General features: G+C 63.6%; 19 protein-coding genes. 10 read left to right on the top strand and 9 right to left on the bottom strand.

The features are described from left to right. Positions 1 to 87 precede the first annotated feature (87 nt). Both ACSU1G_RS26390 and ACSU1G_RS26395 read left to right on the top strand, forming a co-directional pair. Positions 88 to 1,107 carry an aldo/keto reductase gene (locus ACSU1G_RS26390; protein ID WP_439283233.1) on the top strand — a complete coding sequence of 340 codons (1,020 nt, stop codon included), beginning with the start codon at positions 88 to 90 and terminating at the stop codon, positions 1,105 to 1,107. Then, positions 1,107 to 2,039: a dihydrodipicolinate synthase family protein gene (locus ACSU1G_RS26395; protein ID WP_439283234.1), complete on the top strand. Its 933-nt coding sequence runs from the start codon at positions 1,107 to 1,109 to the stop codon at positions 2,037 to 2,039. Before ACSU1G_RS26390 ends, ACSU1G_RS26395 begins: the two co-directional genes overlap by 1 nt. Here the strand turns inward: ACSU1G_RS26395 and ACSU1G_RS26400 are convergent. Genes ACSU1G_RS26400 through ACSU1G_RS26410 form a run of 3 tightly spaced genes read right to left on the bottom strand, consistent with a single transcriptional unit; the run spans position 2,026 to position 6,211 of the window. Then, positions 2,026 to 3,057, bottom strand: coding sequence for a LacI family DNA-binding transcriptional regulator (locus ACSU1G_RS26400; protein ID WP_439283236.1), 1,032 nt, complete (start codon positions 3,055 to 3,057; stop codon positions 2,026 to 2,028). The two genes, ACSU1G_RS26395 and ACSU1G_RS26400, sit on opposite strands and share 14 nt — an antisense overlap. Positions 3,058 to 3,089: 32 nt before the next feature. Next, complete coding sequence (locus tag ACSU1G_RS26405) at positions 3,090 to 4,250, bottom strand: MalY/PatB family protein (RefSeq protein ID WP_439283238.1); 1,161 nt, start codon at positions 4,248 to 4,250, stop codon at positions 3,090 to 3,092. After that, positions 4,244 to 6,211: an FAD/NAD(P)-binding protein gene (locus tag ACSU1G_RS26410; RefSeq protein WP_439283240.1), complete on the bottom strand. Its 1,968-nt coding sequence runs from the start codon at positions 6,209 to 6,211 to the stop codon at positions 4,244 to 4,246. Before ACSU1G_RS26410 ends, ACSU1G_RS26405 begins: the two co-directional genes overlap by 7 nt. A gap of 143 nt (positions 6,212 to 6,354) precedes the next feature. Here ACSU1G_RS26410 and ACSU1G_RS26415 point away from each other — a divergent pair, with 143 nt between their 5' ends. Genes ACSU1G_RS26415 through ACSU1G_RS26430 form a run of 4 tightly spaced genes read left to right on the top strand, consistent with a single transcriptional unit; the run spans position 6,355 to position 10,076 of the window. After that, a complete protein-coding gene (locus ACSU1G_RS26415; RefSeq protein WP_439283241.1) occupies positions 6,355 to 6,954 on the top strand; it encodes a CMD domain protein in 600 nt (199 codons plus the stop codon). Further along, on the top strand, positions 6,951 to 7,559 hold the full coding sequence (locus tag ACSU1G_RS26420; RefSeq protein WP_439283243.1) for a peroxidase-related enzyme: 609 nt from the start codon (positions 6,951 to 6,953) through the stop codon (positions 7,557 to 7,559). Before ACSU1G_RS26415 ends, ACSU1G_RS26420 begins: the two co-directional genes overlap by 4 nt. A 38-nt stretch (positions 7,560 to 7,597) precedes the next feature. Further along, positions 7,598 to 8,620 carry a LysR family transcriptional regulator gene (locus ACSU1G_RS26425; RefSeq protein WP_439283245.1) on the top strand — a complete coding sequence of 341 codons (1,023 nt, stop codon included), beginning with the start codon at positions 7,598 to 7,600 and terminating at the stop codon, positions 8,618 to 8,620. Beyond that, a complete protein-coding gene (locus ACSU1G_RS26430) occupies positions 8,613 to 10,076 on the top strand; it encodes a Sapep family Mn(2+)-dependent dipeptidase (RefSeq protein ID WP_439283247.1) in 1,464 nt (487 codons plus the stop codon). The genes ACSU1G_RS26425 and ACSU1G_RS26430 overlap by 8 nt, the downstream gene beginning before the upstream one ends. A 73-nt stretch (positions 10,077 to 10,149) precedes the next feature. On the opposite strand, the gene ACSU1G_RS26435 is transcribed toward ACSU1G_RS26430, so the two are convergent. From ACSU1G_RS26435 to ACSU1G_RS26445, 3 genes are all read right to left on the bottom strand, one after another. Beyond that, positions 10,150 to 11,001 carry a carbohydrate ABC transporter permease gene (locus ACSU1G_RS26435; protein ID WP_439283249.1) on the bottom strand — a complete coding sequence of 284 codons (852 nt, stop codon included), beginning with the start codon at positions 10,999 to 11,001 and terminating at the stop codon, positions 10,150 to 10,152. Between the two features lie 20 nt (positions 11,002 to 11,021). Beyond that, positions 11,022 to 11,969 (bottom strand): carbohydrate ABC transporter permease, encoded by a 948-nt coding sequence (locus ACSU1G_RS26440; RefSeq protein ID WP_439283251.1) that lies wholly within the window; start codon positions 11,967 to 11,969, stop codon positions 11,022 to 11,024. Positions 11,970 to 12,040: 71 nt separating this feature from the next. Next, positions 12,041 to 13,339 (bottom strand): ABC transporter substrate-binding protein, encoded by a 1,299-nt coding sequence (locus tag ACSU1G_RS26445; RefSeq protein ID WP_439283253.1) that lies wholly within the window; start codon positions 13,337 to 13,339, stop codon positions 12,041 to 12,043. A gap of 232 nt (positions 13,340 to 13,571) precedes the next feature. Here ACSU1G_RS26445 and ACSU1G_RS26450 point away from each other — a divergent pair, with 232 nt between their 5' ends. Beyond that, complete coding sequence (locus tag ACSU1G_RS26450) at positions 13,572 to 15,200, top strand: GH35 family beta-galactosidase (RefSeq protein ID WP_439283255.1); 1,629 nt, start codon at positions 13,572 to 13,574, stop codon at positions 15,198 to 15,200. Positions 15,201 to 15,224: 24 nt separating this feature from the next. Next, positions 15,225 to 16,223, top strand: coding sequence for an NAD(P)-dependent alcohol dehydrogenase (locus tag ACSU1G_RS26455; RefSeq protein WP_439283635.1), 999 nt, complete (start codon positions 15,225 to 15,227; stop codon positions 16,221 to 16,223). A gap of 48 nt (positions 16,224 to 16,271) precedes the next feature. Here the strand turns inward: ACSU1G_RS26455 and ACSU1G_RS26460 are convergent, their stop codons facing one another. From ACSU1G_RS26460 to ACSU1G_RS26470, 3 genes are all read right to left on the bottom strand, one after another. Then, a complete protein-coding gene (locus tag ACSU1G_RS26460) occupies positions 16,272 to 16,715 on the bottom strand; it encodes a MepB family protein (protein ID WP_439283257.1) in 444 nt (147 codons plus the stop codon). 86 nt (positions 16,716 to 16,801) lie between these two features. Beyond that, positions 16,802 to 17,854 (bottom strand): LLM class flavin-dependent oxidoreductase, encoded by a 1,053-nt coding sequence (locus ACSU1G_RS26465; protein WP_439283259.1) that lies wholly within the window; start codon positions 17,852 to 17,854, stop codon positions 16,802 to 16,804. 28 nt (positions 17,855 to 17,882) lie between these two features. Further along, positions 17,883 to 19,409 (bottom strand): class I SAM-dependent methyltransferase, encoded by a 1,527-nt coding sequence (locus ACSU1G_RS26470; RefSeq protein ID WP_439283261.1) that lies wholly within the window; start codon positions 19,407 to 19,409, stop codon positions 17,883 to 17,885. Positions 19,410 to 19,507: 98 nt separating this feature from the next. Here ACSU1G_RS26470 and ACSU1G_RS26475 point away from each other — a divergent pair, with 98 nt between their 5' ends. Together ACSU1G_RS26475 and murJ are read left to right on the top strand one after the other, a co-directional pair. Then, the gene (locus tag ACSU1G_RS26475) at positions 19,508 to 21,652 is read left to right on the top strand and encodes a DUF6049 family protein (RefSeq protein WP_439283263.1); all 2,145 of its coding nucleotides are present in this window, start codon (positions 19,508 to 19,510) and stop codon (positions 21,650 to 21,652) included. Beyond that, positions 21,645 to 23,258 carry a murein biosynthesis integral membrane protein MurJ gene (gene murJ, locus ACSU1G_RS26480; RefSeq protein WP_439283265.1) on the top strand — a complete coding sequence of 538 codons (1,614 nt, stop codon included), beginning with the start codon at positions 21,645 to 21,647 and terminating at the stop codon, positions 23,256 to 23,258. The genes ACSU1G_RS26475 and murJ overlap by 8 nt, the downstream gene beginning before the upstream one ends. The last annotated feature ends 7 nt before the right edge of the window (positions 23,259 to 23,265 follow it).

Consider the following 23,265-nt stretch of genomic DNA (forward strand, 5'->3'; position numbering starts at 1 on the left):
CATGGCGGCTGGCAAGCCTCCACTACCTCGGGAAACGATCCGTTATGTTCTCGATAACATCATTTACAACACCACTGAAGGAAGACAATGTACACCGCAGATGGTTCTCGTTACGATCGAGCCGATTACCGCGCCGCCGGGGCGAGCGGACTGAAACTCCCAGCCCTCTCGTTGGGGCTCTGGCACAACTTCGGCGACACGACGCCGTTCGATATCCAGACCGGCCTGGTCACCCACGCGTTCGATCGCGGAATCACCCACTTCGATCTCGCGAACAACTACGGGCCGCCGTATGGCGCAGCCGAGACGAACTTCGGACGCATTCTCCACGACACCCTTAGGTCGTATCGGGACGAACTGATCATCACTTCGAAGGCGGGCTACGACATGTGGCCAGGACCATACGGTGATGGGGGGTCCCGGAAGTACATGATGGCGAGTATCGACCAGTCACTGACCCGCCTCGGGCTCGACTACGTGGATGTCTTCTACAGCCACCGCCGCGACACGAGCACTCCTTTGGAGGAGACGATGTCGGCACTGGCCGACATCGTTCATACAGGGAAAGCACTCTACGTCGGAGTGTCGAACTACAACGCGGCGGATACCCGCAGGGCGGCCGCGCTGCTCGAATCACACGGCGTGCCGCTGGTCCTCCACCAGGCCCGATACTCGCTCTTGGATCGCCATATCGAGCATGACACGCCACCACTGCTCGACGTTCTCGAAGAGGTCGGCAGCGGATGCGTGGTCTTCTCCCCACTCGCGCAAGGCCTACTGACTGATCGCTATCTGGATGGTGTCCCTGAGGGATCGCGTGCCGAGCACAGTCGCTATTTCTCGCGCGACGACATCACCGCTGAGCGCATCGATGCCGTCCGAGCCCTCCGCGAGATCGCTCACGCTCGTGGCCAGTCGATCGCGCAGCTGGCGCTCGCGTGGGTGCTTCGGGATGAACGGGTCACATCGGCGATCATCGGCGCATCGCGCACTGAGCAGATTGACGACAACCTCGCGGCATTGGACCGACGCATGTTCACCCCGGAAGAGTCGGCAGCGATCGACACAATCCTGCAAAGGCTCGACGCAGAGAAGGCGCGTGGGTGATGACTGCGCCGTTCGGCCCGCCATCCGCCATCCGCGATGGCACGTGGCCAGTCATGCTCACTCCCTTTCACGCCGATCGCTCAATAGATTGGAAGACCCTCGACCGCTACACGGAATGGTTGATCTCACACGGCGCATCCGGTCTCTTCGCCGTCGCACTGTCGAGCGAGATGTATCAGCTCTCGCCGACCGAACGCCATGCAATCGCGCGACGGGTCGCCTCGGCAGCGGAGGGCCGGGTTCCCGTCGTCGCGTCTGCGATCGCTAGCTCAAGCGTCGATGAGCAAGTCGCGGCTATCCAATCGATGGCTAAGACCGGCGTTGACGCGGTGGTACTGATCTCCTCGCTCATCGCCACGGAGCTAGACACGGACGCCACGCTGTCTCGGCGCCTCGACGAGATCCTCAATCGCTGTCCGGATCAGCCTCTGGGCGTGTACGAGTGCCCTATCCCGTACAAGCGCCCGGTCACCGATGAGATGCTCACCAGACTCGCTCATAGCGGCCAGGTCGTTTTCTTCAAGGACACGAGCCATTCGATCGAGACGATGCACCGACGCATCGCGATCACCCGGGGAACTCCGCTTCGCATGTTCAACGCGGAAATCACGTCTCTGACCGCAACGCGCCGGGCAGGCGGAGCAGGATTCTCAGGTTATGCAGCGAATGTCTTCCCTGAACTCGTGCAACGGCTCTGCGCGGATCCGGAAGCATCGGGGGCGGTCGATATTCAACGACTTCTATCCATCGCCGAGGGCCTGATCGGCGCCGGGTATCCAGCCAGCGCTAAGCTGCTTGTCGACTTTCGCAGCGCGATCGGCATGTCACAGGTCTGCCGAAGCACAGCCTCCGCGCTCAACGCCCACGACGCCGGGCCCATCCAGGATCTCGCCGATTACATCGCCTCTACTGGACTGCTCAGCTTTCGCTGACCGCTCCGTCGATGTCCTTCGCGCGAGCGGTTGACGCCCGCACCACAAGCTCGGGGAGGGGGCCAGTTCCCTCCTGCACCAGAGAGCGACCCTCGATGAGACCGATGAGACGCGCGGCAGCATGTCGTCCGAGCGCCGCGAAGTCTTGACGGCATGTCGTCAACGCAGGGCGCGAATATGCGGTGTCCGCGTGGTCATCGTAGCCGGTGACGCTGATTCGGCCCGGGACATCGATCCCGCGGTCCGAGAGCGCCTTAATGAGCCCGATAGCCATACGGTCATTCGCCGAGACCACCGCTGTCGCCCCCGAAGCGATCACCTCGTCTACCGCGCCGAACCCTGATACCGGCAACCAGTTGCCTCGAGCGACGGTCACAGGTTCAAGATCATGGTGATGCATGGTCTGTTCATATTGAGCCTTCCGGTCACGGGCGGCAAGCCATCCGCTCGGGCCGGCCAGATGGACGATGCGCCGGTGTCCTAGCCGGATGAGGTGCTCGACCGCGGCACGGATGCCCACTGCGTGCGTGTCGCAGTCTTCGAGACCACGCGCGACAACCAGCGGCCCCGAAGTGAAGGAGCGCATGCTGGTCTCGGCGATGTCCGTCGGCGCTGTCGTGATGACACCCTCGACGTGCAGCATCGCCGCGCGGGCAAGTGCATCCGCCATCGATTCCTCACTCAACGGATCGGCGATCATGATCGTCATCGCGTATCCTTCGGATGCGGCAAGTTGGTATGCGCCCTCGACGAGGAGCCCGAGCCCCATCCCGGAGATCTCATGAACGATCGCGGCGATCTGCCGCGATCGGCTCGTCACCAACGAACGGGCGACGAGGTTCGGCCGGTAGCCTAGTTCGATGATCGCCGATGCGATTCGCTCGCCTGTGGATGCTTTGACGCCAGCTGTTCCGTTGAGGTAACGCGAAACGGTGATATGCGAAACCCCCGCGAGAGTGGCAACATCGTAGATCGTGGCGACCCTATGACCGTGCGTCGGAGTCGTTGGGTCATTCATCTGTCAAGTCTGGCATGCACCTCGCCAAGTGCTCAGTAATGAGCCGGGCCGAGCGCTCGCCGCTCGGCAATCCGGTTCAGTGCTGTGTCGATCATCTCGAGACTCGTGGCGAAATTGAACCGCACATGCCCTTCGCCTCCGGGTCCGCACTGCCGACCGTCCAAGACAGCCACGCCCGCATCCCGCCAGCCGACGGCAGAGTCGAGGGCCCCGGTCATCCTGCGCACATCGATCCACGCGAGATATGTCGCATCAGGCGTACGCATTCGGGCGCCATCGATGACCCGCGGGAGCCGATCGGCGAGATGATCACGGTGGCGTCGAAGCCGCACGAGGAGCCCATCGAGCCAATCATCGCTGTGACGATACGCCTCGACAGCCGCGATGGCCCCCAGGATGCTGCCGGACTGACGAGGTACCGGGTCCAGTCGCGTCCACGTGCTCGCGTGGGCCTCTCCCGACAGGATGACCTGCGCGGATTTCAACCCTGGTACGTTCCATCCCTTCGACGCTGCCGTCACGGTGACGGTTCGTTTCGCTGCTGCTGCTGAACGATGTGCGAAAGGAACATGGCGCGGCCCGAAGCTGATCGGAGCATGGATCTCGTCGGAGACGATGAGTGCGTCGAACTCCTCGGCCAACAGCAGCAGAGCATCCAACTCAGCGTCCGAGTGGATCTGACCGAGAGGATTGTGCGGGTTGCAGAGCACAATCGTGCGTGCTCCGTCCGCTAATGCCACCCGTATGGCTTCGAGTCCAAGCGACCATCGACCGTCGGCCGCACGGTTCATGGGTGCCGTGACCACGCGCCGGCCCACCTGCGCCGGCGCCGTGAGGAAGTAGGGGTATGCGGGCGTCGGAACGACGACGGACGAATCCTCCGGAGTGAGGATCGCGATGGCGAGCGTGATGCCGGTCATCACATCGGGCACCAGGCGCACCGATGCGGGATCGACGCTCCATCCGTAGCGGCGGTCCTGGAATCCGGCGCACGCGCTTTCGGCCTGCGCGGCGAGGCGCTCAGGCAGATATGTGAGGAAACCAGCATCTACTGCTCTGTGCAGCGCTCTGCCGATCGCAGGCGATGTACCGAAGTCCGACTCCGCGATGTGCGCGCCGATGATGCCCTCAGGTTGGTCCCACTTGCGCGTCACCCAATCGCTGGCTCGCATGTCGATTGTGGCCGTCACCATGCAAGCACATCGGTGCGGGCGGCGTGCGCAGACACCAATGAACGCACAACCCGATCTGTCTCGCGAATCATATGCGAATTCGTTCCGATGACGGGACTGATGACCGTCCCGCCTTGAGTGTCCTCCGTCGGTATGCCGAGGAGGTGGACGGACGGATCGACGACGCCATCGTGATGGATCAGTCGACTATCGGCGCGGGAGATGTCCGCCGAGCCGGTCTCCCACGACGGTCCACGAACCCCGGGGATGACCGCCGCACGCATCCTCCCTTGTGACGCGAGAGCACGATGCAGCGGATCAGACGGCCGGAGCACATCGGGTGGTGTCACGAACGCATCGAGGAGCACTCGCGCCCGACGCGTCGCACGGCTGGCATCGGAAGTCGCGACGAACGCGTCGTCATCGACCTCTACCCGTGCGCGCGGGCCGAGGAAACGGACGATCCCAGCCTCATGCAGGGCACGGAGCTGACGCATTCGGAAAGCAGGCGGTCCGCTGCCGGCGGCCGCGCCGAGATTGATGAGCTTGCGGTAGGACGGCCACGACGCACCATCGAGGCCTGACCACTCCGCAGCCTTGGCTGCAGGGCCGCGGGCAGCACCGAGTGACCAGTATGCGGCCTTGAGCGGACTGTCTTTGCCGCGCGCCGCTTCGCGCACGTCCTCATCGATGTACTCCCGAACGTACGCTTCGTACTCTGCCTGAGAATCCCATCTACGCGATTCGCTACCGGTCAGCATCTCGTGATCCAGTTTCGGCAACTCGCCCGGCAGCAGGCGCTCGACCTCGCGATCGAACGCCGGCAGATCGTCTGGATCAAGGAGCTCGTCGATCGCCGTCTTCATTGCGCCCCACCACGGTGCACACTGATCCGGGTCAATGCCGGCGAGCGTCTCGTAGAACGCGGACAACGCATCTTTTGTGATCGCCATCCACATCGGAGCGAAATCCAGCGGGCCCTCTGGTGCTTCGGCGAGCGCTCTTTTGAGGTGGGTTTGCGCACTGGCAGGCGGAAGTCCGCCATACAGCGCCTTCGCTCGATACGGCAGCCCACGGCCGGATGTCACATGCATGACAGGCTCTTCACCAGAGGGCTGGTAGTGCAGTCCTGCGGCTTCCTCCTCAACGAACACTCCGCCGCGATCGAGCGTGAGCAACGCCATGGTGTCGAAGAACCCCATGCCGAGGCCGCGCACCAGCACGTCCTCGCCGGGCCGGATTTGCTCAATTCGCTGGTCCGCCGGAGGGGCTGGAGGTATCCACAGCAGAGAGCTCTTCCGTGAAAGGTTGTGAGATAACGCACGATCCTCTGGAGACGGAGCGACGCTGACCCATCCGCCGGTGATCACGACGCGATCGGCGAGCACACTGTCTGTGTTCCGCATCCCCAACAGCTGCTGAGCCGATCCAGGGCGGTCGCTGATGTCAACGACCCGATCGAGCACGAGGTCGACATCGAGCCACGAGCGCAGCCGCGTGACGAGCGCGTTGAAACACCACGTCAGATACCTGCCGAACAACACCCTCGTCGGATGAGATTGCACGCGCATGGACGCCACCTCGTCTCGGAATCCCGAGTCATCAAGATCAGGCGACAGCGGGAGCGCGGCGAAGAGTGACGATTCTGTGATCGGCGGAGACAACACCGTCTCAACGCGCGACACTCGCGCCCATTCCAGACACCATTCCAGGAAGGTCGGCCCGTCAACCGCAGGCGCGGCAACGACAACACTGCGGTCGGGAAAGAACGTCACAGCCCCGGCGAAGGTGTTCATGCACAACTCACGAGACTGCGCTTCACGCCAGGTCATGCCGGCGCCGAACTGCGTGTCCTCGATAACGACGATTCGGGCGATGTCGATATGCTCACCACCGTCGAGCGTCGCCAAGATGCGCTCGAGAAGCGAGATCGCACGTGGACCGCCGCCGACGACAGCGAGAGTCGGAGATTTCGGATGCATGATCCGATGATCCCCGATACCGGACCCTCGACACCAGCAGCCATCACAACCTCTGATCACCCCTGCCGGATGCGCAATGATCCCGGCGGCGGAACGCGTCGCCTCATATTCTCTGTAGAGACGGACCAGAGGATGGAGATGCGATGACCGATGTCGTGAACGAAATGCTCGGTGATCGCCGCGCCACTGCGGTTCACCGAGTGCGCGCCGCCCGAAGCGAGTCCGCGGAACAGATGCAGAAGAGCTTCCACGTGCTCGTGCTCGCCGACGACAATGCCGCCGCGACCCGACGGGAACGCGTGTGCGTCGCCACGTTCACTGCACTACTTCATGGCGAGGATTGCGCCGCTGCGTTCTACACGGACCTCCTCCGACAGCACGACGATGCGCTGCCCGCAATCGTGACGATACTGGCTGAACGGTCGCTGACGCGCGGTCCGTACGGGCAGAGCGAGGTCAACGCGGCAGAATCTGTACCCGGACCGACATTTACGGTCGATGACATCGCGGCGTTGTATGCGCTGGACGATCGACTCACCGCGGCGATCGAGTTCGCGCACCTGTTGGTTTTCCACCCTCGCGACACGCGACGCGCACACCTCCAACAGTTGATCGATGTGGGCTGGACAAACGACGGCATCGTGACGCTCGCTCAACTCATCGGTTTCGTGACATTTCAGATGCGAGTCATTGCGGGGCTGTCGGTGCTTGCCGACCGCATCATCGAGAGGAGCGCCGCATGAACACGGACCGCGAGAACCTTGCCCCGCCTCGAGCAGCTCACGTGCCCTCGCGGTACGTCATGTCCGGAGTGGAGTGGATCCCCTGGGTCCTGCCCTTAGAGATCGATGAACTCACCGAGGAGCATTACGATGCCGTGATCCATCGCCCGCGAGCGCAAGCGGAGTATTTCCGCGTCCTGCTTCGTGACACAACGGCCCTGCGCGCCCGCACCCGCGTCGATGACGACGTGTTCGGCAACACAAATCTGGGTCTGGCGCGGGCCGAACGAGAACTGGCCGCAACGGCAGCATCACGCCTCAACGGGTGCCTGTTCTGCACCGGATTCCACGCCGGGTTGGCCGCCCAACTCTCGGGCCGAGCCGAAGATGTGGAGAGCCTGCTCATCGACGGCGATGCTCGCCGACTGGATGCTCGTTGGCAAGCAATCGTGGATGCCTCTCGCGCACTGACCACCACACCGTCGTCACTCGACGCACAGGCGCTGTCGGCCCTCGAAGACACCGGACTAGACGACCTGGCGGTTTTTGATACGATTCAAGCGTGCGCGTTCTTCGCCTGGGCTAACCGCCTGATGCTCGCGCTCGGTGAGTCGAGCGTTCCCTGACACGCCTCGACGATTCGTCAGCGTTGACAGGAGATCGCATGATACGTACGCACTGCGACGACAGCGCTCTGGCTTTCGCCGCGGCAATAGACATCCAAGCCGTGCGGATCGTCAGCGCCATCGCCGATGCGGGCTCGATCACGGCGGCGGCCAAGACCTTGGGTTTCAGCCAGCCAGCGATCTCACAGCAGCTGCAGCGCGCGGAAGCCCGGATCGGTGCGACACTTGTCAATCGCGAAGGACGCGTACTCACGCTCACCGCGGAGGGTCGAGTGCTCAGCCTGCTCGCACCACGACTGGACGAAGTCCTCCTCGAAGCCGGACGCGAGCTCGCCGGCCTGACCAACGCCCGTTCCGGAGTCATCACGCTCGCCGGATTCCCGTCCGCGTCATCGACGTTACTTCCCGCCTTCTTGAACCTCCTGCGTGGGCATGCTCCAAGAGTGCGTCCCTCATACATCGAGGCCGAGCCTCCCGAGGCGATCGCGATGGTGATAGCGGGAACGGTGGACGTTGCGATCACGTGCGTTTATCCGACCCTGGGCGAATCGAGCCCGCTCGCCCGCAGCGGACTGGTGGGACTCCCCCTCTTCACGGACGAACTCTTCGTCGCCCTTCCCGCTGCCCACCCGCTGGCGAAAGAACCAACCATATCGATCGCCGACCTCGAATCCGATGACTGGGTCGCGGGATGCCACTCATGTCGGGCGCACATGGTGCACGCGTGTGCCACTGCAGGATTCCAGCCGCGCATCACGTTCGAGACAGACAACCACGTCGCCGTTCTCGGGCTGGTCTCCAGCGGCCTCGGTCTCGCCGTACTCCCCGGTCTGTCAATCAGTACTGCGGCGACGCCGGATGATGTCGTCATCCGTCCCACCGAGCCACGAACAGTGCGCCACATCTTCGCAGTCACCGACCGTGAGAATGCATCCACAGAGCACGTGCGTGCGGTGATGGGACTCCTGCGCACGATCGACGGCGCGCAGTGGGGTCTGCGCCGCATGTCCACATCGATGCCCGTTGCTAGTACACCTGAGGAAACGAGAATCAGTGGTTGATGCCGATCGCAAGCCCGACCTGACCGACCTCGTTAGTGAGGGGAGCCCCACGCGATTCGCGATTCGCACGTGGCTGGAAGACCACCGCGACGAGTTAGCACAGGACATCCTGCAGTGGATCGCCGTGCCGAGCGTGAGCGATCCGAGCGCCGCCGAACCTGGCGCCCCGTACGGGAAGGCCGTGGCCAAGATGTTCGACGTCGTCCGCCTCGCGGCGGAAGAACTGGACCTGCGCTGGGAAGACCATGGAGGCCATGTCGTTTCGGTTCTGTGGGGCGCGGCATCCGAAGAGATCGGCATCGTCACGCACGTGGATGTTGTTCCGGCCGGTGACGGGTGGACAACGCCACCATTCTCCCCTCGCTACGTTGCCCCGTACGTCATCGGGCGCGGGGCATGCGATAACAAGGGCCCCGCTGTGGGCACCCTCTATCTCGTGCGGATGCTTCGGGATCTCGGTGTCTCATTGCAACACCGCGTACGGCTGATGTTCGGCGGCGCTGAGGAGATCGGCATGCCGGATCTTCGTGCCTATCTCGCCGACGGTCACCCCGTTCCGGTCCGCTCGATCGTCGCCGACGGGATGTTCCCGGTGAACATCGCCCAGAAGGGAATGCTCACGTGCCTCGTGCGGATCCCTGCCGGGACGGATCGCTTCCGCTCTCTTAAAGCCGGACTCGTCGCGAACGCCGTACCCGCATCGGCGACCATCCAACTCAACTCCGGCTGTCCCATGCCACGCCCGCATGACCGACTCACGGTCGACGGCGATGCGACCGATGCGCTGCTGACGGCTTCCGGCCGCCCCGGGCACGCCGCATTCCCCGAAGGAACTCTCAACGCCGCCGCTGTCCTGGTGGAAGCACTCTTGGCGAGCACAGCATGGGAGGAACGAGATGAGTCCGCGTTACGGACGCTCCTCGCGCTCAGCTCCTCGCCATACGGCGATGGCATCGGTCTCGCCCTTACGGATGACCTCACGGGCGCGCTCACGGCGAACGCCGGAATCGTGACCGGGTCGGCCGACGGGATCGATGTCGTCCTCGACGTTCGCTACCCTGCGTCGTACCGAGGCGACGAGATCACCTCCAGGCTGACGGAATGGTGCGCTGCTCAAGGCGCCACGGTCCAAGATGTGCGTGACAGCTCACCCAGCGTCATCGATCCCGACGACGCCATCGTCTCCCTGCTCTCCGATACGTACGCCGAGATCAGCGGCAGGAACGACGAGCCATACTCGATGGGCGGTGGGACCCACTCGCGGGTGCTTCCTCACAGCGTCACCTTCGGCCCCGGAGCCCACGACCTCGGTCCTTCGCGGCCACCCGCGGGCATCGTCAGCGACTCCGCCGGTGCCCACGGCCCCGACGAATGGCTGCACATGGACGACCTGCTCGACGCGCTCGAGATCTACGCGATCGCACTGATCCGTATGGACGCCCATCTGAGCGCCTGAGCGGCGGAGCCAGTTCGAGCCCATGATGATGCGGCCCAGATCCTCACGGATTCTGGGCCGCATCTTCGTGGGTTCAGCCTTTGACGCCGCCGGACAGCAGATCGAGCTTCCAGAAGCGCTGCAACGATCCCATCAGAATCAGGATTGCGACAATCGAGATTGCCGACCCCATGATCGCCTGGTTCCAGAGCATGCCTTCGGATGTCCCTCGGTTCAGCAGTGTGTACAGACCGATGGTGATCGGGAACTTGTCTTCGCTCGAGAGCATCAGGAACGGAAGGAGAAAGTTGTTCCAGATACCAATGAACTGCAGGAGAAAAACAGTCACAAGCCCCGGCAACATCATCGGCAGCGCCACCGAACGGAAGGCGCGGAACTCTGACGCCCCATCGATGCGACACGCCTCGAGCGTCTCACGGGGGAATGCCGCCTCCGCATAGATCCGCGACAAATAGATCCCGAACGGACTGACGATTACCGGGAGCAGCACCGCCAGGTAGGAATCGGTCAGCCCGATCTCGGCGAAGAGGAAGTACTGCGGAATCGCGAGAACGATCCCGGGAATCAGCACGCCCGCGAGCAGGATCCCGAACAGTGTCTTCTTCCCGCGGAAGTCATACACCGCGAACGCGTACCCGGTGGCGGCGGAGACCAGGGTCGACAGGAGCGCGCCACCCAACGCGTAGATCACAGAGTTGAGTGACCAGATACCGAACGAACCGTCCCCGTAGCTGAACAGCAAACCCAGATTCTCGAAGAACGCTGTCCCCGGAGCGAATGTGAAGGTGGTGAAAAGCTCGTTCACCGATTTGGTCGATGCGACGAAAATCCACGCAACCGGGAACAGGCAGTAGACGGCGCCCAGCAGCAGCACAAGTGTGCTCAGTACGCGACGATCTGTGATCGTGCGTGTTCGGGTGTTCATGTGTTTTGCCATGGTGGTTCCTATACCGCTCGGTTGCGACGCCACTGCACTGCGCCGAGGATCACTGCCGACAGAAGGAGCACGCTCAGCGCGATCACAACCGACGTCGCCGAAGCGCCGTAGACGTTGTCACCGTGGAATGCCTCTCGATACACAGCCATCAGCGGGAAAAAGGTCGACGAGACGCTGCTCGTGATGGTGCGCAGGATCATCGGCTCGCTGTACACCTGGATGGTGCCGATCACCGAGAACAGGCCCGACAGCACCAACGCCGGGGCCATCAGCGGGATCTTGATGCGCAGCGCGATGTGCCATTCGTTGCAGCCGTCGATGCGTGCAGCGTCATAGATCTCCGCGGGGATGGCTCGCAGCGCCGTGTACATGATGATCATGTTGAATCCGAGCGCGCCCCAGATGGCGATGTTCGCCAGCGAACCGAACAGTTGCGGCAGACTCAGCACGTCGAGCCCTGGGTGCCCAAGAGAACGTGCGATGAAGCTGGCCGGACTGGTGCTGGGGAGGTAGAGGAACCCCCACATCAAAGCGGCGATCACGCCCGGCACCGCGTACGGCAGCAGCAACGCCGTACGGGCGAACCGCACGAAGCGCTGACGCGGCAAATCCAGCAGCAGCGCGGCGACGAGAGCGAGACCGAGAGTAGTCGGGATCACCAGGACGGCGTATATCCCGAGTCGTTGCAATGACGCGAGCAGCTCGACGTCCTGGAACGTCGCGATGTAATTGTCGAACCCCACGAAGGTCTCCGTGCGACGCCCGAACGCACCACCACCCGTCACACGAAGCGCGTGCAGGCTCAGGTATATCGAGTACACCAGCGGCAGCAGGAAGGTAAGGATGAAGAGAATTGCCCCGGGAAGGATGAACAGATAGGGGGCAGCGCGATGCTGGCGTCTTGAGACACGTACTCCGCGCTTTCCTGGTCCCAGGATTAGAGTTTCGGTTGTCATCGTTTCGTCCTCTCGGTCAGCGATGCGACCGGTGGGGAAGCGGATCCGCTCCCCCACCGGCCACGCAACGGTCAGTTGACCTCGAACCCGCTCTCCTCGAGATCCTCAATCGCGAAATCCTGCACCTTCGTCAGCATGTCGGGCCACGACGACCCTGCCGTGATTGCTCGTCCGAGCTCATCCCGGTAGGCGGTGAACACCGAGTTGGCGTTCGGCCCCCAGCCGACATCGGCGGTGTCAAGGGCGATCTCGGCGATGATCGAGTAGAAGTCGTCCTGGCCTGCTGCGACGCCGTTGGCCGGAGAGCCGGACAGCGCACCCTGCCCCGTCTTGGACGCGGGATACTCTGCACGGTTGCTGAGAGCCTCATTCGCTACCGGGTCCGCCGAGAGCCACGCGAGCACCTTAGCCGCAGCTTCCGGGTGCTCAGAGCCCGTCGTCACTGACGCCGCCGAGCCTCCCATGAATCCTGAGGGGTCACCCTCGTCCCAGACAGGGAGGGGAGCGACGTTCCACTTGTCGAGCTGGTCATTGCCTTCACCCAGCTGGTTGCCGATGCTTCCGGCGAACCAGGCGCCGGCCGGGAACGATGCCACCTTGCCACTCGTCAGTGCGTTGCTGAACTCCGGGGTCCACCACGGCTCCGCGCGAACGAGGCCATCCGTTGTGAGGGACTGCCAGTATTCGGCGACCTGCTTGTTCGCGTCGTCATCAATGTGAACGCTCCACGCTCCATCTTGGACGTCCCACCAGGAGCCACCGAGCTGCTGGCTGAGGCCGGTGAACTGACCGACATCCGTCGATCCGAAGAGCGTCATTGTCACGTCCGGGCGGACCTCGACGATCGTCTGCGCGGCTGCACGGTACTCGTCCCATGTTGTGGGGACCTCGACGCCAGCCTCCTCGAAGATGTCGGTCCGGTAGAACAGCGCCATCGGCGCGACGTCGACCGGCACGCCGTATGTGAGGCCCTCGAGATTGACGAGATTCCAGATCGAGTCGGTGAAGTCTCCCTTCACGTCACCGACGTAGTCGCTGATGTCGAGCGCGACGTCAGCCACCACAAATGACGGGAGCGTGTGGTATTCGGCCTGGAAGATATCCGGGCCCTCGCCAGCGCGCATCGCGGCCAGCAGCTTCGCCGACTGCTCGTCGCTGCGCCCCATGTCTACGGTCTTGACCTGGATGTCAGGATTATTCTCGTTCCAGACCGCGATGGCCTCCGCTGTTCCCGGCGACCATGTCCAGTAGACGAGTTCGACGGGGCCTTCCGACTCGGCTGGCCCCTCCGATGACGAGCATCCAGAAAGGACAAATCCTGCGCTGACGACCACCGCGGTCGCCGTCAACAGCTTGCTACGCACTGACATGAGTACCTCCGTGTATTCACAGTCAAACATCTTGTCGGGCAGAATGTTCTCGATATCATTGGACCGAATATATCGTTTCAATTGAGAACGTAACTGACGGTAGACCGCCACTGAAGGAGGTGTCAACACGGCAAAACTTATTGCAGCTGTTGATTCTGCAATCGCCGTTGACAGCCCCTCGTGGGCCTCATAGTTTTCCAATTTGAACCGGCCCATCGAAGGAGATGCCCCAATGACCCCCCACACAGACGCCTCCCCTCACATCCGCATCGAGAACAATCAGCTGGTCATCGACGACGCCCCGTTCCTGGTGCTCGGCGGAGAGCTCCACAACTCCTCGGCAACGACGCAGTCGGACCTCGAGGCACGGTGGTCGACGCTGAAGGCACTCAACCTCAACACCGCACTCATCGCCGTCCCCTGGGAATCGGTTGAGCCACGCGAGGGCGAGTTCGACTTCACGATGGTCGACAGGATCCTCTTGGGAGCGCGAACGCACGACATCAAGGTCACACTGCTGTGGTTTGGCAGTTGGAAGAACGGGCTGTCGAGTTACCGCCCGTCCTGGGTCAAGGCAGATCCAGTGCGATTCCCCCTGGTCGCAGGTATCGACGGCGAATGCGTCCAGGTGCTGTCCGTCTTCTCCGAGGAATCACGTGACGCCGACGCCCGAGCGTTCGCCCGGCTGATGCGCCACGTGCGGGAGGCAGATGCGGGACACGACACAGTGATTATGGTCCAGGTGCAGAATGAAGTGGGCATCCTCGGGCCCTCGCGGGATCACACCACGGCGGCTCGAGAAGCATACGGCCAGCCGGTCGACGCAGCACTTGTGGAAGCCGTTGCGTCGGGACGCTACGCTGTCAAGCCCGAAATACTCGAGGCCGCGCGCGCGGCACAACCGGGCACCGACTGGGCCAATACGTTCGGGGAGTCGCTCTCCAGCGACGAGTTGTTCATGGCTCTCGGTTACGCCCGATACATCAATACCATCACCGTGGCTGGCAAGGCCGAGCACGACGTGCCGATGTTCGTGAACGCGTGGTTGGACTCCCCGGACTTCACTCCCGATGTCAGCCACATCGCGCCGTTCGGCGGACAGGTCCCCGGCAACTATCCGAGCGGCGGACCGCTCCCTCAGGTTCTTCCGGCGTGGCTTCACGGCGCGCCGGCACTGGATATCCTCACCCCTGACATCTATTGGGGTGACTTTGCTCAGTGGTGTCAGCAGTACACCGTCGAAGGCGCGCCGCTATTCATCCCGGAGATGAAGCGGAACCTCGACGGAGTCGCCGATCTGCACATCGCAATCGGGAGTTTCGGCGCGATCGGCACGTCACCCTTTGGCGTCGACGGGCGGGATAACGAGTATGCGCCCGAGGTCAAGGCCCTCCTCTCCCAGGCGTACGGGTGCCTGCAGGAACTGTCTTCCAAGATCCTGCGCGCCCAGCGGGCGGGGACCATCGTCGGATTCCACCTCGACGCCGAGCACCCCGAGGTGCTCGCCGAGCTGGGCGGCTTCACTGTGCGGATCCGCCGGGATATGGATAACGGCCGCCTGCCGGCAGCTCCCCCGGCCTGGGGAATCGTGCTGTGCGATGAGAACGGCGACTATTACGGCACCGGCGTGGGCTTCGCGGCGCAGTTCGAGACTGGCGACGGACGAAAGGCCGCTCTCGACCGTGTCGAACGCGTCTCGCTGATCGACGGCGAGTGGGTCGTCGATCAGGTGCTCAATGGTGATGAAACAGTTTCCGGAGAGTACTTCCGCTTCCCATATCTGGGGCACATCCCCGGTATCTCGTTCGGCGAATCGTATGACGAGCCTGCCGTTCGCCGCTGCGCGGTATACACGTACTGAGGACACATGATGATCCCGACGACGATGAGAGCGAGCCAGCTTCAGGGACCGCTCGTCTTAGAGGTGAGGTCGATCCCTGTCCCGGTCGCGCGCGCTGAGGACGTGATCGTGCGGATCGAAGCCGTGGGCCTGTGCGGTTCCGATGTGCACTTCTACCAGCACGGTCGAGTCGGAGACCTCGTGGTCGAGCACCCGCTGGTGCTCGGGCATGAGGCCTCCGGGGTGATCGTCTCAGTCGGGTCGGGAGTGGACCCGCGCCGGATCGGTGAGCGCGTCGCGATCGAACCCCAGCGCCATTGCCGAGAGTGCCGCTACTGCCTCGACGGGCGCTACAACCTCTGTGTCGCCATGGAGTTCGCGAGCGCACCGCCCGTGGACGGCGCGCTCGCAGAGTACATGTGCATTCCGTCCATATTCGCTCATCCGATCCCTGGCGAGATGTCCTTCGTGCAGGCGACGTTCGTCGAGCCGCTATCGGTCGGACTCGCTGCGGCACGGAAGGCCGGCATCGCACCCGGGATGAGGGTCCTCGTCGCAGGTGCGGGGCCGATCGGCATCCTCACTGCCGCCGCCGCGAAGATCCACGGCGCGGATACCGTTGTGCTGGTCGACCCACAGGAGCAGCGTCTCGAAGCGGCCAGGCAGACCGCGGCCTTCCGGACAGCCAGCCCGCTCGACCTCTCCGATGAGACGTTCGATATCTTCGTCGACGCTTCCGGTGCTGCCGCGGCGATCGACGATGGTCTGCGGCGCCTGTCGGCCGGCGGAATCGCCGTTCTCGTCGGTATGGGGTCCGCTCGCTACGATCTTGACGTCTTCCTCGTCCAGAGCAAGGAGCTCAGGATTGAGGGGCTGTTCAGGTATGCCAACACTTGGCCGACTGCGATCCACATGATTGCATCGGGAGCGGTCAAGGTCGACCACCTCGTAGCAGCGATGTACGGGCTCGATGATGTTCAGGCCGCGATGGAGCGCAATGGCGACGCCGACGCCATCAAATTGATCGTCTGTCCGCTGCGGTAGCAAGCAGATGTATCCCTCGACCGGGCCCTATCCAGCCGGTAGCTGCCATTACTCGGATAGTTCAGCGAAAGCGCCAGCTTGGGCGCGTTGAGTGCGAGTCGCCTGAGCGTTCAAGTTCGTGCACCATGCGGGGTATACCCGAAATCCCCTCTTGCCCGGAGCATGAGCAGACTGAACAATACCGAGTCCCACCAGACGCTCACGAGTAAATGTGAATAGCCCGAACCGCGATCCGTCTTTTACGAAGACCAGGAGGCCCTCGCAGCTATCGGTGCTCTCGAAAGGTTGAGTCTTTCCCGATGGTGATCTTTTCCACACCGCAACGAACGCACCAGGCTTTGTTGGAGTGACTCGCGCCGTTCTGATGCGCCAGCAACCCGAACCTATCTCTACTTGACCGGCCTCATAGTCACTGCCCTGCTCCTCCGTGACAATTTCCGAAGAGGCTAAGCCTGATCGAAGTCGATACTCTTCGAAGGCCGAGAATCGCATGACCGTAGCCTAGTCAAGACCCCGGGAACTTCTTGACGAAGTATGTCGGAGGTGCTGCTACCCCGCAGCGGAGCGCCGCGATGGACTCAGATCGCGTACCCCTCGACTGTCCCCTCGGTGTTCGGCTTCCACCCGAGCGCCGGTGCCACGTGCTTCGCGAATGACTCCAGCACGTGCAGGTTGTAATCCACACCGAGCTGGTTCGGGATGGTGAGCATCAGAGTGTCGGAGGCCATCACGGCTTCGTCGGCGAGGAGCTGCTCGATGAGCACATCCGGCTCTGCGGCATACGTCTTACCGAACGTCGAGCGGAACCCGTCGATGATTCCGATCTGGTCGCCGTTCTCGGCACTGCGCAGGCCGAAATAGCCTCGATCGCGGTCATCCATGATCGGGAAGACGCTGCGGCTGACCGAGACGCGGGGCGTGCCGGTGTGGCCGGCCGCCTTGTAGGCGGCTCGATACAGGTCGATCTGTTCGCGCTGCAGCTGGTCGAACGGCACGCCGGTGGCCTCGGTGAGCAGTGTCGAGCTCATCAGGTTCAAACCCTTGCGCCCGGTCTCTTCTGCGGTCGCGCGTGACCCCGAACCCCACCAGATGTGCTCGCGCAACGTCTCGGAGCGCGGTTCGATCGCCAGGTAGCGCCCCTCTCCGACCTGCTGGGGGTCGCCCTGAACGACACCCGCGCCGTCGATCGCCTCGAGGAACAGGTCAAACTTGTCGCGAGCGAGGTCGGCGCCGCGGGGGTCCTCGCTGCCGACGTAGCCGAATGCCTCGTAGCCGCGCAGCGCGGTCTCGGGTGAACCGCGGCTCACTCCGAGGGCGATGCGTCCGCGGGCGATGAGGTCGAGCGCGGCTGCTTCCTCAGCGAACTGCAGCGGATTTTCGTACCGCATGTCGATGACGCCGGTCCCGACCTCGATGCGCTCAGTCTTCGCCGCCATCGCTGCGAGCAACGGCATGGGAGAGGCCGCCTGGCGCGCGAAGTGATGCACCCGCACGTAGGCACCGTTGACACCGATCTCATCCGCGCCGACCGTGAGATCGATGGTCTGGTGCAGCATGTCGCCGGCCGTGCGCGTGCCTGAACCGGGAACGGGCGCATAGTGCCCGAAGGAGAGGAATCCGAAAGCCTTCATGTGCGTATTCAACCGCATGGAAGCGGAGTTATTCCCCCGCCCGCTCCGAGTTGGGGACGAGGAACCCATCCATCACGAGCTGACGGATGCGCGGCTCGAGATCCTGCCACAGCGCCACCAACGGCACCTCGAACAGGTCAGCAAGTGCCGCCACGATCTGCGTGACGGTCAACTCGCCATCGCAAGCCCCGACGAAACCGGCAAGTGCAGGATCCACCAAGACTGTGCGTCCGAACCCGCCGCCCTGGCGGAGCTCGATCACGCTCGGATCGTCGTTTCCGGGCATGAAGTGCCGCGCCTCTGTGACATCCGGCGCCGTGACCAGCGTCATCGGGACGCCATCGCCGAGCACATCGTGCGCAGTCAGTCCGTCACGCAGCGCGCGCCCTGGCGCAGACAGCGGCTGGGCCACCTTCTCGAATCGGCGCAGCGGCTCGTGACCCACCGGTCCACGCCGCAACAGCACGTACCCGAAGCCGATGGCGGTGACGCCACGTGCGGCGAAGTCGTCGAGCCAGGCTTCCAGCATCCGCCCGAAAGCCGCTTCACGCGGGGTGGTGCCGCCATCGCGGATCCACAGCTCTGCATAGGAGAGAGGCGTGAGCTCTTCGCGCTCGACGACCCACACGTCAAGAGTGTCGTGCACCCACGATTCCACGCGCTCAAGACCCGCGGCAGTGCGCGATTCCCAATTGCCCAGCAGCTGTGCCACCCCGCCGGGCTTCAGGTGCGCGGGAACTTCACGCACGAACTGCTCGACGAGCGCGTCGCCAATGAGTCCGCCATCGCGGTATTCGTACTCGGTCACGCCGTCGACGCGCGGAGTGATGACAAACGGTGGGTTGGAGACGATCAGATCGAATGCCTCGCCTGCAACGGGCTCGAACATGCTGCCCTGGCGGAACGTGATGTTGTTCACACCGTTCAGGCGCGCGTTGAACTCGGCGAAAGCGAGCGCCCGCGCGGAGATATCGGTCGCGACGACTTCGCCGGCATGACGAGCCACAAGCAACGCCTGGATGCCGCATCCGGTACCGAGATCGAGCGCCCGCGCGACCGGCTCTGGGATGATCAGCTCCGCCAGCGTGCGGGATGCCCCACCCACGCCGAGCACATGGTCCGGCGGCAGCGCAGTGCCGAGGGCGAGTTCGTCGAGGTCGCTGGCGATCCACCACTCCCCTACGCCGTCAGCATCGACGAAGGACTGCGGATGCAGGAGCACAGATGGCGCAGCATCCGCGCCCGAAATCGTGGCGAATCCGAGTCCGACCAGACCGTCAACTCCCAGCCGCGGCAGCGCCGCCGCAACGAGGGTGCTGGGCTGCGCCATCCCGAGCACGAAAAATCGACCGAGTGTGGCGAGGGCGCCGTCGTCACCATGGATCGCCCGAAGCAGCGGCTCACGCACCCCACGTGCGATCGCATCGTCTGCTTCCTCTCCCCACAGCTGCCGGAGCGGCTCTGAGCGGAAATCTGCAGCATCGAGATCGGCCGACAGCGCAGCGACGAGGGAGGGATCTGGAGTGGGCGGGAGAGCGTCGGACACGGCCGTCACTCTACGCGCCTTCAGGGTTCCGCGATGCCATCCGCCTAGAATTGCGAGGTCACAACTCACGGGCTGGCCGCCACGGCGCCCGAGGAAGACCAGAGACGTTGATCAGCCCCCGAATCGGCAGTCGTGTGCGCGCGCAGCGCTGTGCACGCGGTTTCGTCGCGTTCTCACTCACTGCCGGCCTCCTCGCTGCGCCGCATTTCATCGCCGTCTCGCCGGCGGCCGCCGCGGTCACGGCGGTCACGGCGGTCGAAGACACCGATGCCGGAACTGTGGAGCTTTCGCTCTCAGCGGGTCTGCACGGCGTGATCCAGCCGGGTGTTGCGCTGACGACGAGCATCACCATCAACAACAGCAGCGACGAAGAGCTCCCCGCGGGGCGCGTCGCCATCGAACTCAACCGCACGCCGCTCGCAGACCGCACGGCGGTCACATCGTGGCTGGATGCCGGCGAGACCGGTGGCGAATTCGACCTGCTCAGCAGCGAGCTCTCCACGGCCGTCCCGGCATCTGAGACTGCGATGATCTCGGCTGTCACCCCCGTCACCACACTGGGTGTGCTGGCGGACGGTGTCTATCCACTGCGGGTCACCCTTGAGGACGGAACGACCGGCGATGCGTCGGACACGGATGCTCCTCGCAGCATCACGGCGAACAGCGTGCTCATCGTCAGTGCGGGCGCAGCAACCCAGGTGACGATCATGGTGCCGATCACGGCGACACCCGCCGATGGCGCCCTCCTCACCGCCGATGAGCTGAGTACACTCACCGCACCCGACGGCGCCCTCACCGCGCAGTTGGACGGCATCTCCGGCACCGCGGCTGTGCTCGCCGTCGACCCGCTGATCCCTGCCGCCATTCGTGTGCTCGGCTCTGCGGCGCCGCTGACCGCGAGTGATTGGCTCTCCCGGCTCGAGACGCTCTCCAATGATCGCTTCGCGCTGCAGTACGGCGATGCGGATGCCACCGTTCAGGCCCAGGCCGATCTACCGGAGCTGCTTTCTCCGTTGCCATTCACGTCGTACCTCAACGAGGCGAACTTCCTCCAGACAGAGGGCACCGCCACTCCTTCGCCTTCACCCTCGCCCTCACCGACGCCGACCGCGCCGGCGCTTCCGACCGATGACGAGCTGACGGTGATTGATGCTGAGGAATCTGGGATCCTGTGGCCCCTCGGAGACGTCAACACGGCTGATCTCGCCAAATTCGCCACGTACTTCGACAGCGATGTCACGACGATCCTGCCCTCATCATCCATCGCCGCATCCACAGGCACACTCATCGAGATCGACGGCGACAATGTGCTGGTGATGGATGCCACGGCCTCCGCCACACTGTCGGATGCCGCCGCTGAAGAAGACGCCGCGCTCCGCGAGCATGAGATCGCTGAAGCCCTCGCTCAGCTCACTTTCACCGGTGGCCACACGCCCCTGCTCGTCGGTCTCGACCGCGATGAGAACCGCACGGCGGATGCTCTGCGAGAAACGATTCTGTCGCTCTCCACGATCTCTGAGCCGATCGGTCTGGATGCGCTGCGCACAGCGGCACCGGTATCCGCCACGCTCGCCGTCGAGTCCTCGGCGGATCGTGTGGCTGTCCTGAGCAAGTTACTTGCCGACGAGGCGCATCTAGCCGCGTTCTCGTCGATTCTCGACGATCCGCTTGTACTCCGCTCGCCGGAGCGCCTGCAGATTCTCCGCCTGATCGGCGTCGGGGCATCCGACAGCTATGCAGAGGATGCCGGTGCACACCAGACGAAGACCCGCACGACGCTCAATGCGGTGGGTGTACAGCAGCCCAGCCCCATCCAGCTGTTCACCTCGGCGGCGCCACTGCCGGTGTGGGTACGCAACGATCTGCCGTGGCCAGTGAATGTGACACTCACCTCAACTCCCTCGGATGCCCGCCTCGATGTGCAACCGACGAAGGATTTCGTGGCGCAGCCCGCGAACAACGAACGTGTCAAGGTACCTGTCGAGGCTCGAGTGGGCAGCGGTGAGCTCGAAGTCAGCTTCAGCCTCAGCTCGCCCACCGGTGTGCCGATCGGGGTCGATCAGACGGCGAAGGTGACCGTCCGCGCCGAATGGGAGAACATCGGTCTGGGCATCCTCGGCGGAGTCATCGCTCTGCTGCTCGTGCTCGGTGTGGTGCGCACCGTCGTGCGGCGTCGGAAGGCTGCGGGCCAGCCGGCCTCCGTCACTTCAGAGGAATCGGGCGACTCTACGGAAGAGGTGACCGGTGAGTAGTCTCGGGCGCGCCAGCGCCGTCATCGCCGCGGGCACCATGGTGTCCCGGGTGACAGGGTTGCTGCGCAGTATCGTGCTCGTCGCAGTCATCGGATCCTACGGCGAGGTTGCTGACTCATTCGCGTATGCCAATCAGCTACCGAACAGCGTCTTCGCGCTGATCTCCGTCGGCATCCTGACCGCTGTCATCGTTCCGCAAATCGTGAAGGCGACAGCTGACGCCGATGGTGGCAACGCCTTCATCTCCAAACTGTTCACGCTTGGCACTGTCGTGCTGGTCGTCACCACCGCCATCGCCACGATCGCCGCGCCATGGCTGGTGATCATCGTCGCAGGACAGGCAGATCCGGACATCATCGCGCTTGCCACTGTGCTTGCGTACTGGTGCCTTCCGCAGATCCTCTTTTACGGTCTCTACGCTCTGCTCGGTGAGGCGCTGAACGCCCGCAAGATATATGGTCCGTTCACCTGGGCGCCGGTGATCAACAACATTGTCTCGATCATCGGGTTCATCCTGATCGGCATCGCGTTCAGCCCCGTGTCCACGGATGCGACGCGATGGACGCCAGGCATGATTGCCGCGCTCGGTGGCACGGCGACTCTCGGCATCGCGCTCCAGGGTCTCGTGCTGTTGATCTTCTGGCGCCGCACCGGGCTGTCTCTCAAGCCCGACTTTCGCTGGCGCGGCGTCGGTCTGGGCAACGTCGGGCGCCTGGCCGGTTGGACCTTCCTCATGGCTTTCGCCAGCCTCACCGCCGGCATCCTGCAGGGAAACATCGTCAGTGCTGCCGCGGGCGTCGGTGCATCCGCAGCGGTGACGGGGAACGCGTGGCTGATCTTCATGCTGCCGTATTCAGTCATCGTGCTGTCGATCGGCACTCCATACTTCACGCAGATCAGCGAACACGCTGCGGCTCGTCGTCACGACGAAGTACGTGCAGACATCAGCCGAAGCATCCGCACTCTCGTCTTCTTCATCGCTGCAGCCCTCGCGGCCGTCGCGGCCGCTGCGATCCCCGCTTCCCGCGTCTTCACGAGAAGTCCCGATGAGGCAAGCGGCGCCGCCATTGTCCTCCTGGCGTACCTCATCGGCTTGCTCCCGTTGACGATTCTGTTCATCGTGCAGCGGACGTTCTATGCGTACGACGACACCCGCACGCCCTTCTGGTTCACGATTATCCAGTGCGCGCTGATCGTCATCACCGCCCTCACTGCCGCGGCGTTGTTCGCCGCTGACGTGCTGCCGCTCTCCCTGCTCGCGGCGGCTGTCGCGCTCGGGCAGTCGATCGCCAGCACGTTGCAGGTGATCCTGGCCACATGGCTGCTGCACCGCAAAATCGGTGGGCTGCAGATCCGTTCCTGGATGACGGCAATCGGACGCTTCGCGATCGCTGCGATCCCCGCCGGATTCGCAGGATGGGGTGTATTCCTCCTGCTCGGCGGTTCGAACGGATGGATGCTCTCCAGCCAACTCCTCGGTGCGGTCGGCACCGCGATCATTGGGCTCATCGTGGTGGTCGTCTACATCGCGCTGCTCGCTCTCATGCGCGCGCCCGAGCTCAAAGTCGGCGCAGACCTGCTGAAGCGCTTCTTGCCCGGACGCTGACGCACAG

The sequence above is a fragment of the Microbacterium sp. A93 genome (assembly GCF_051842835.1).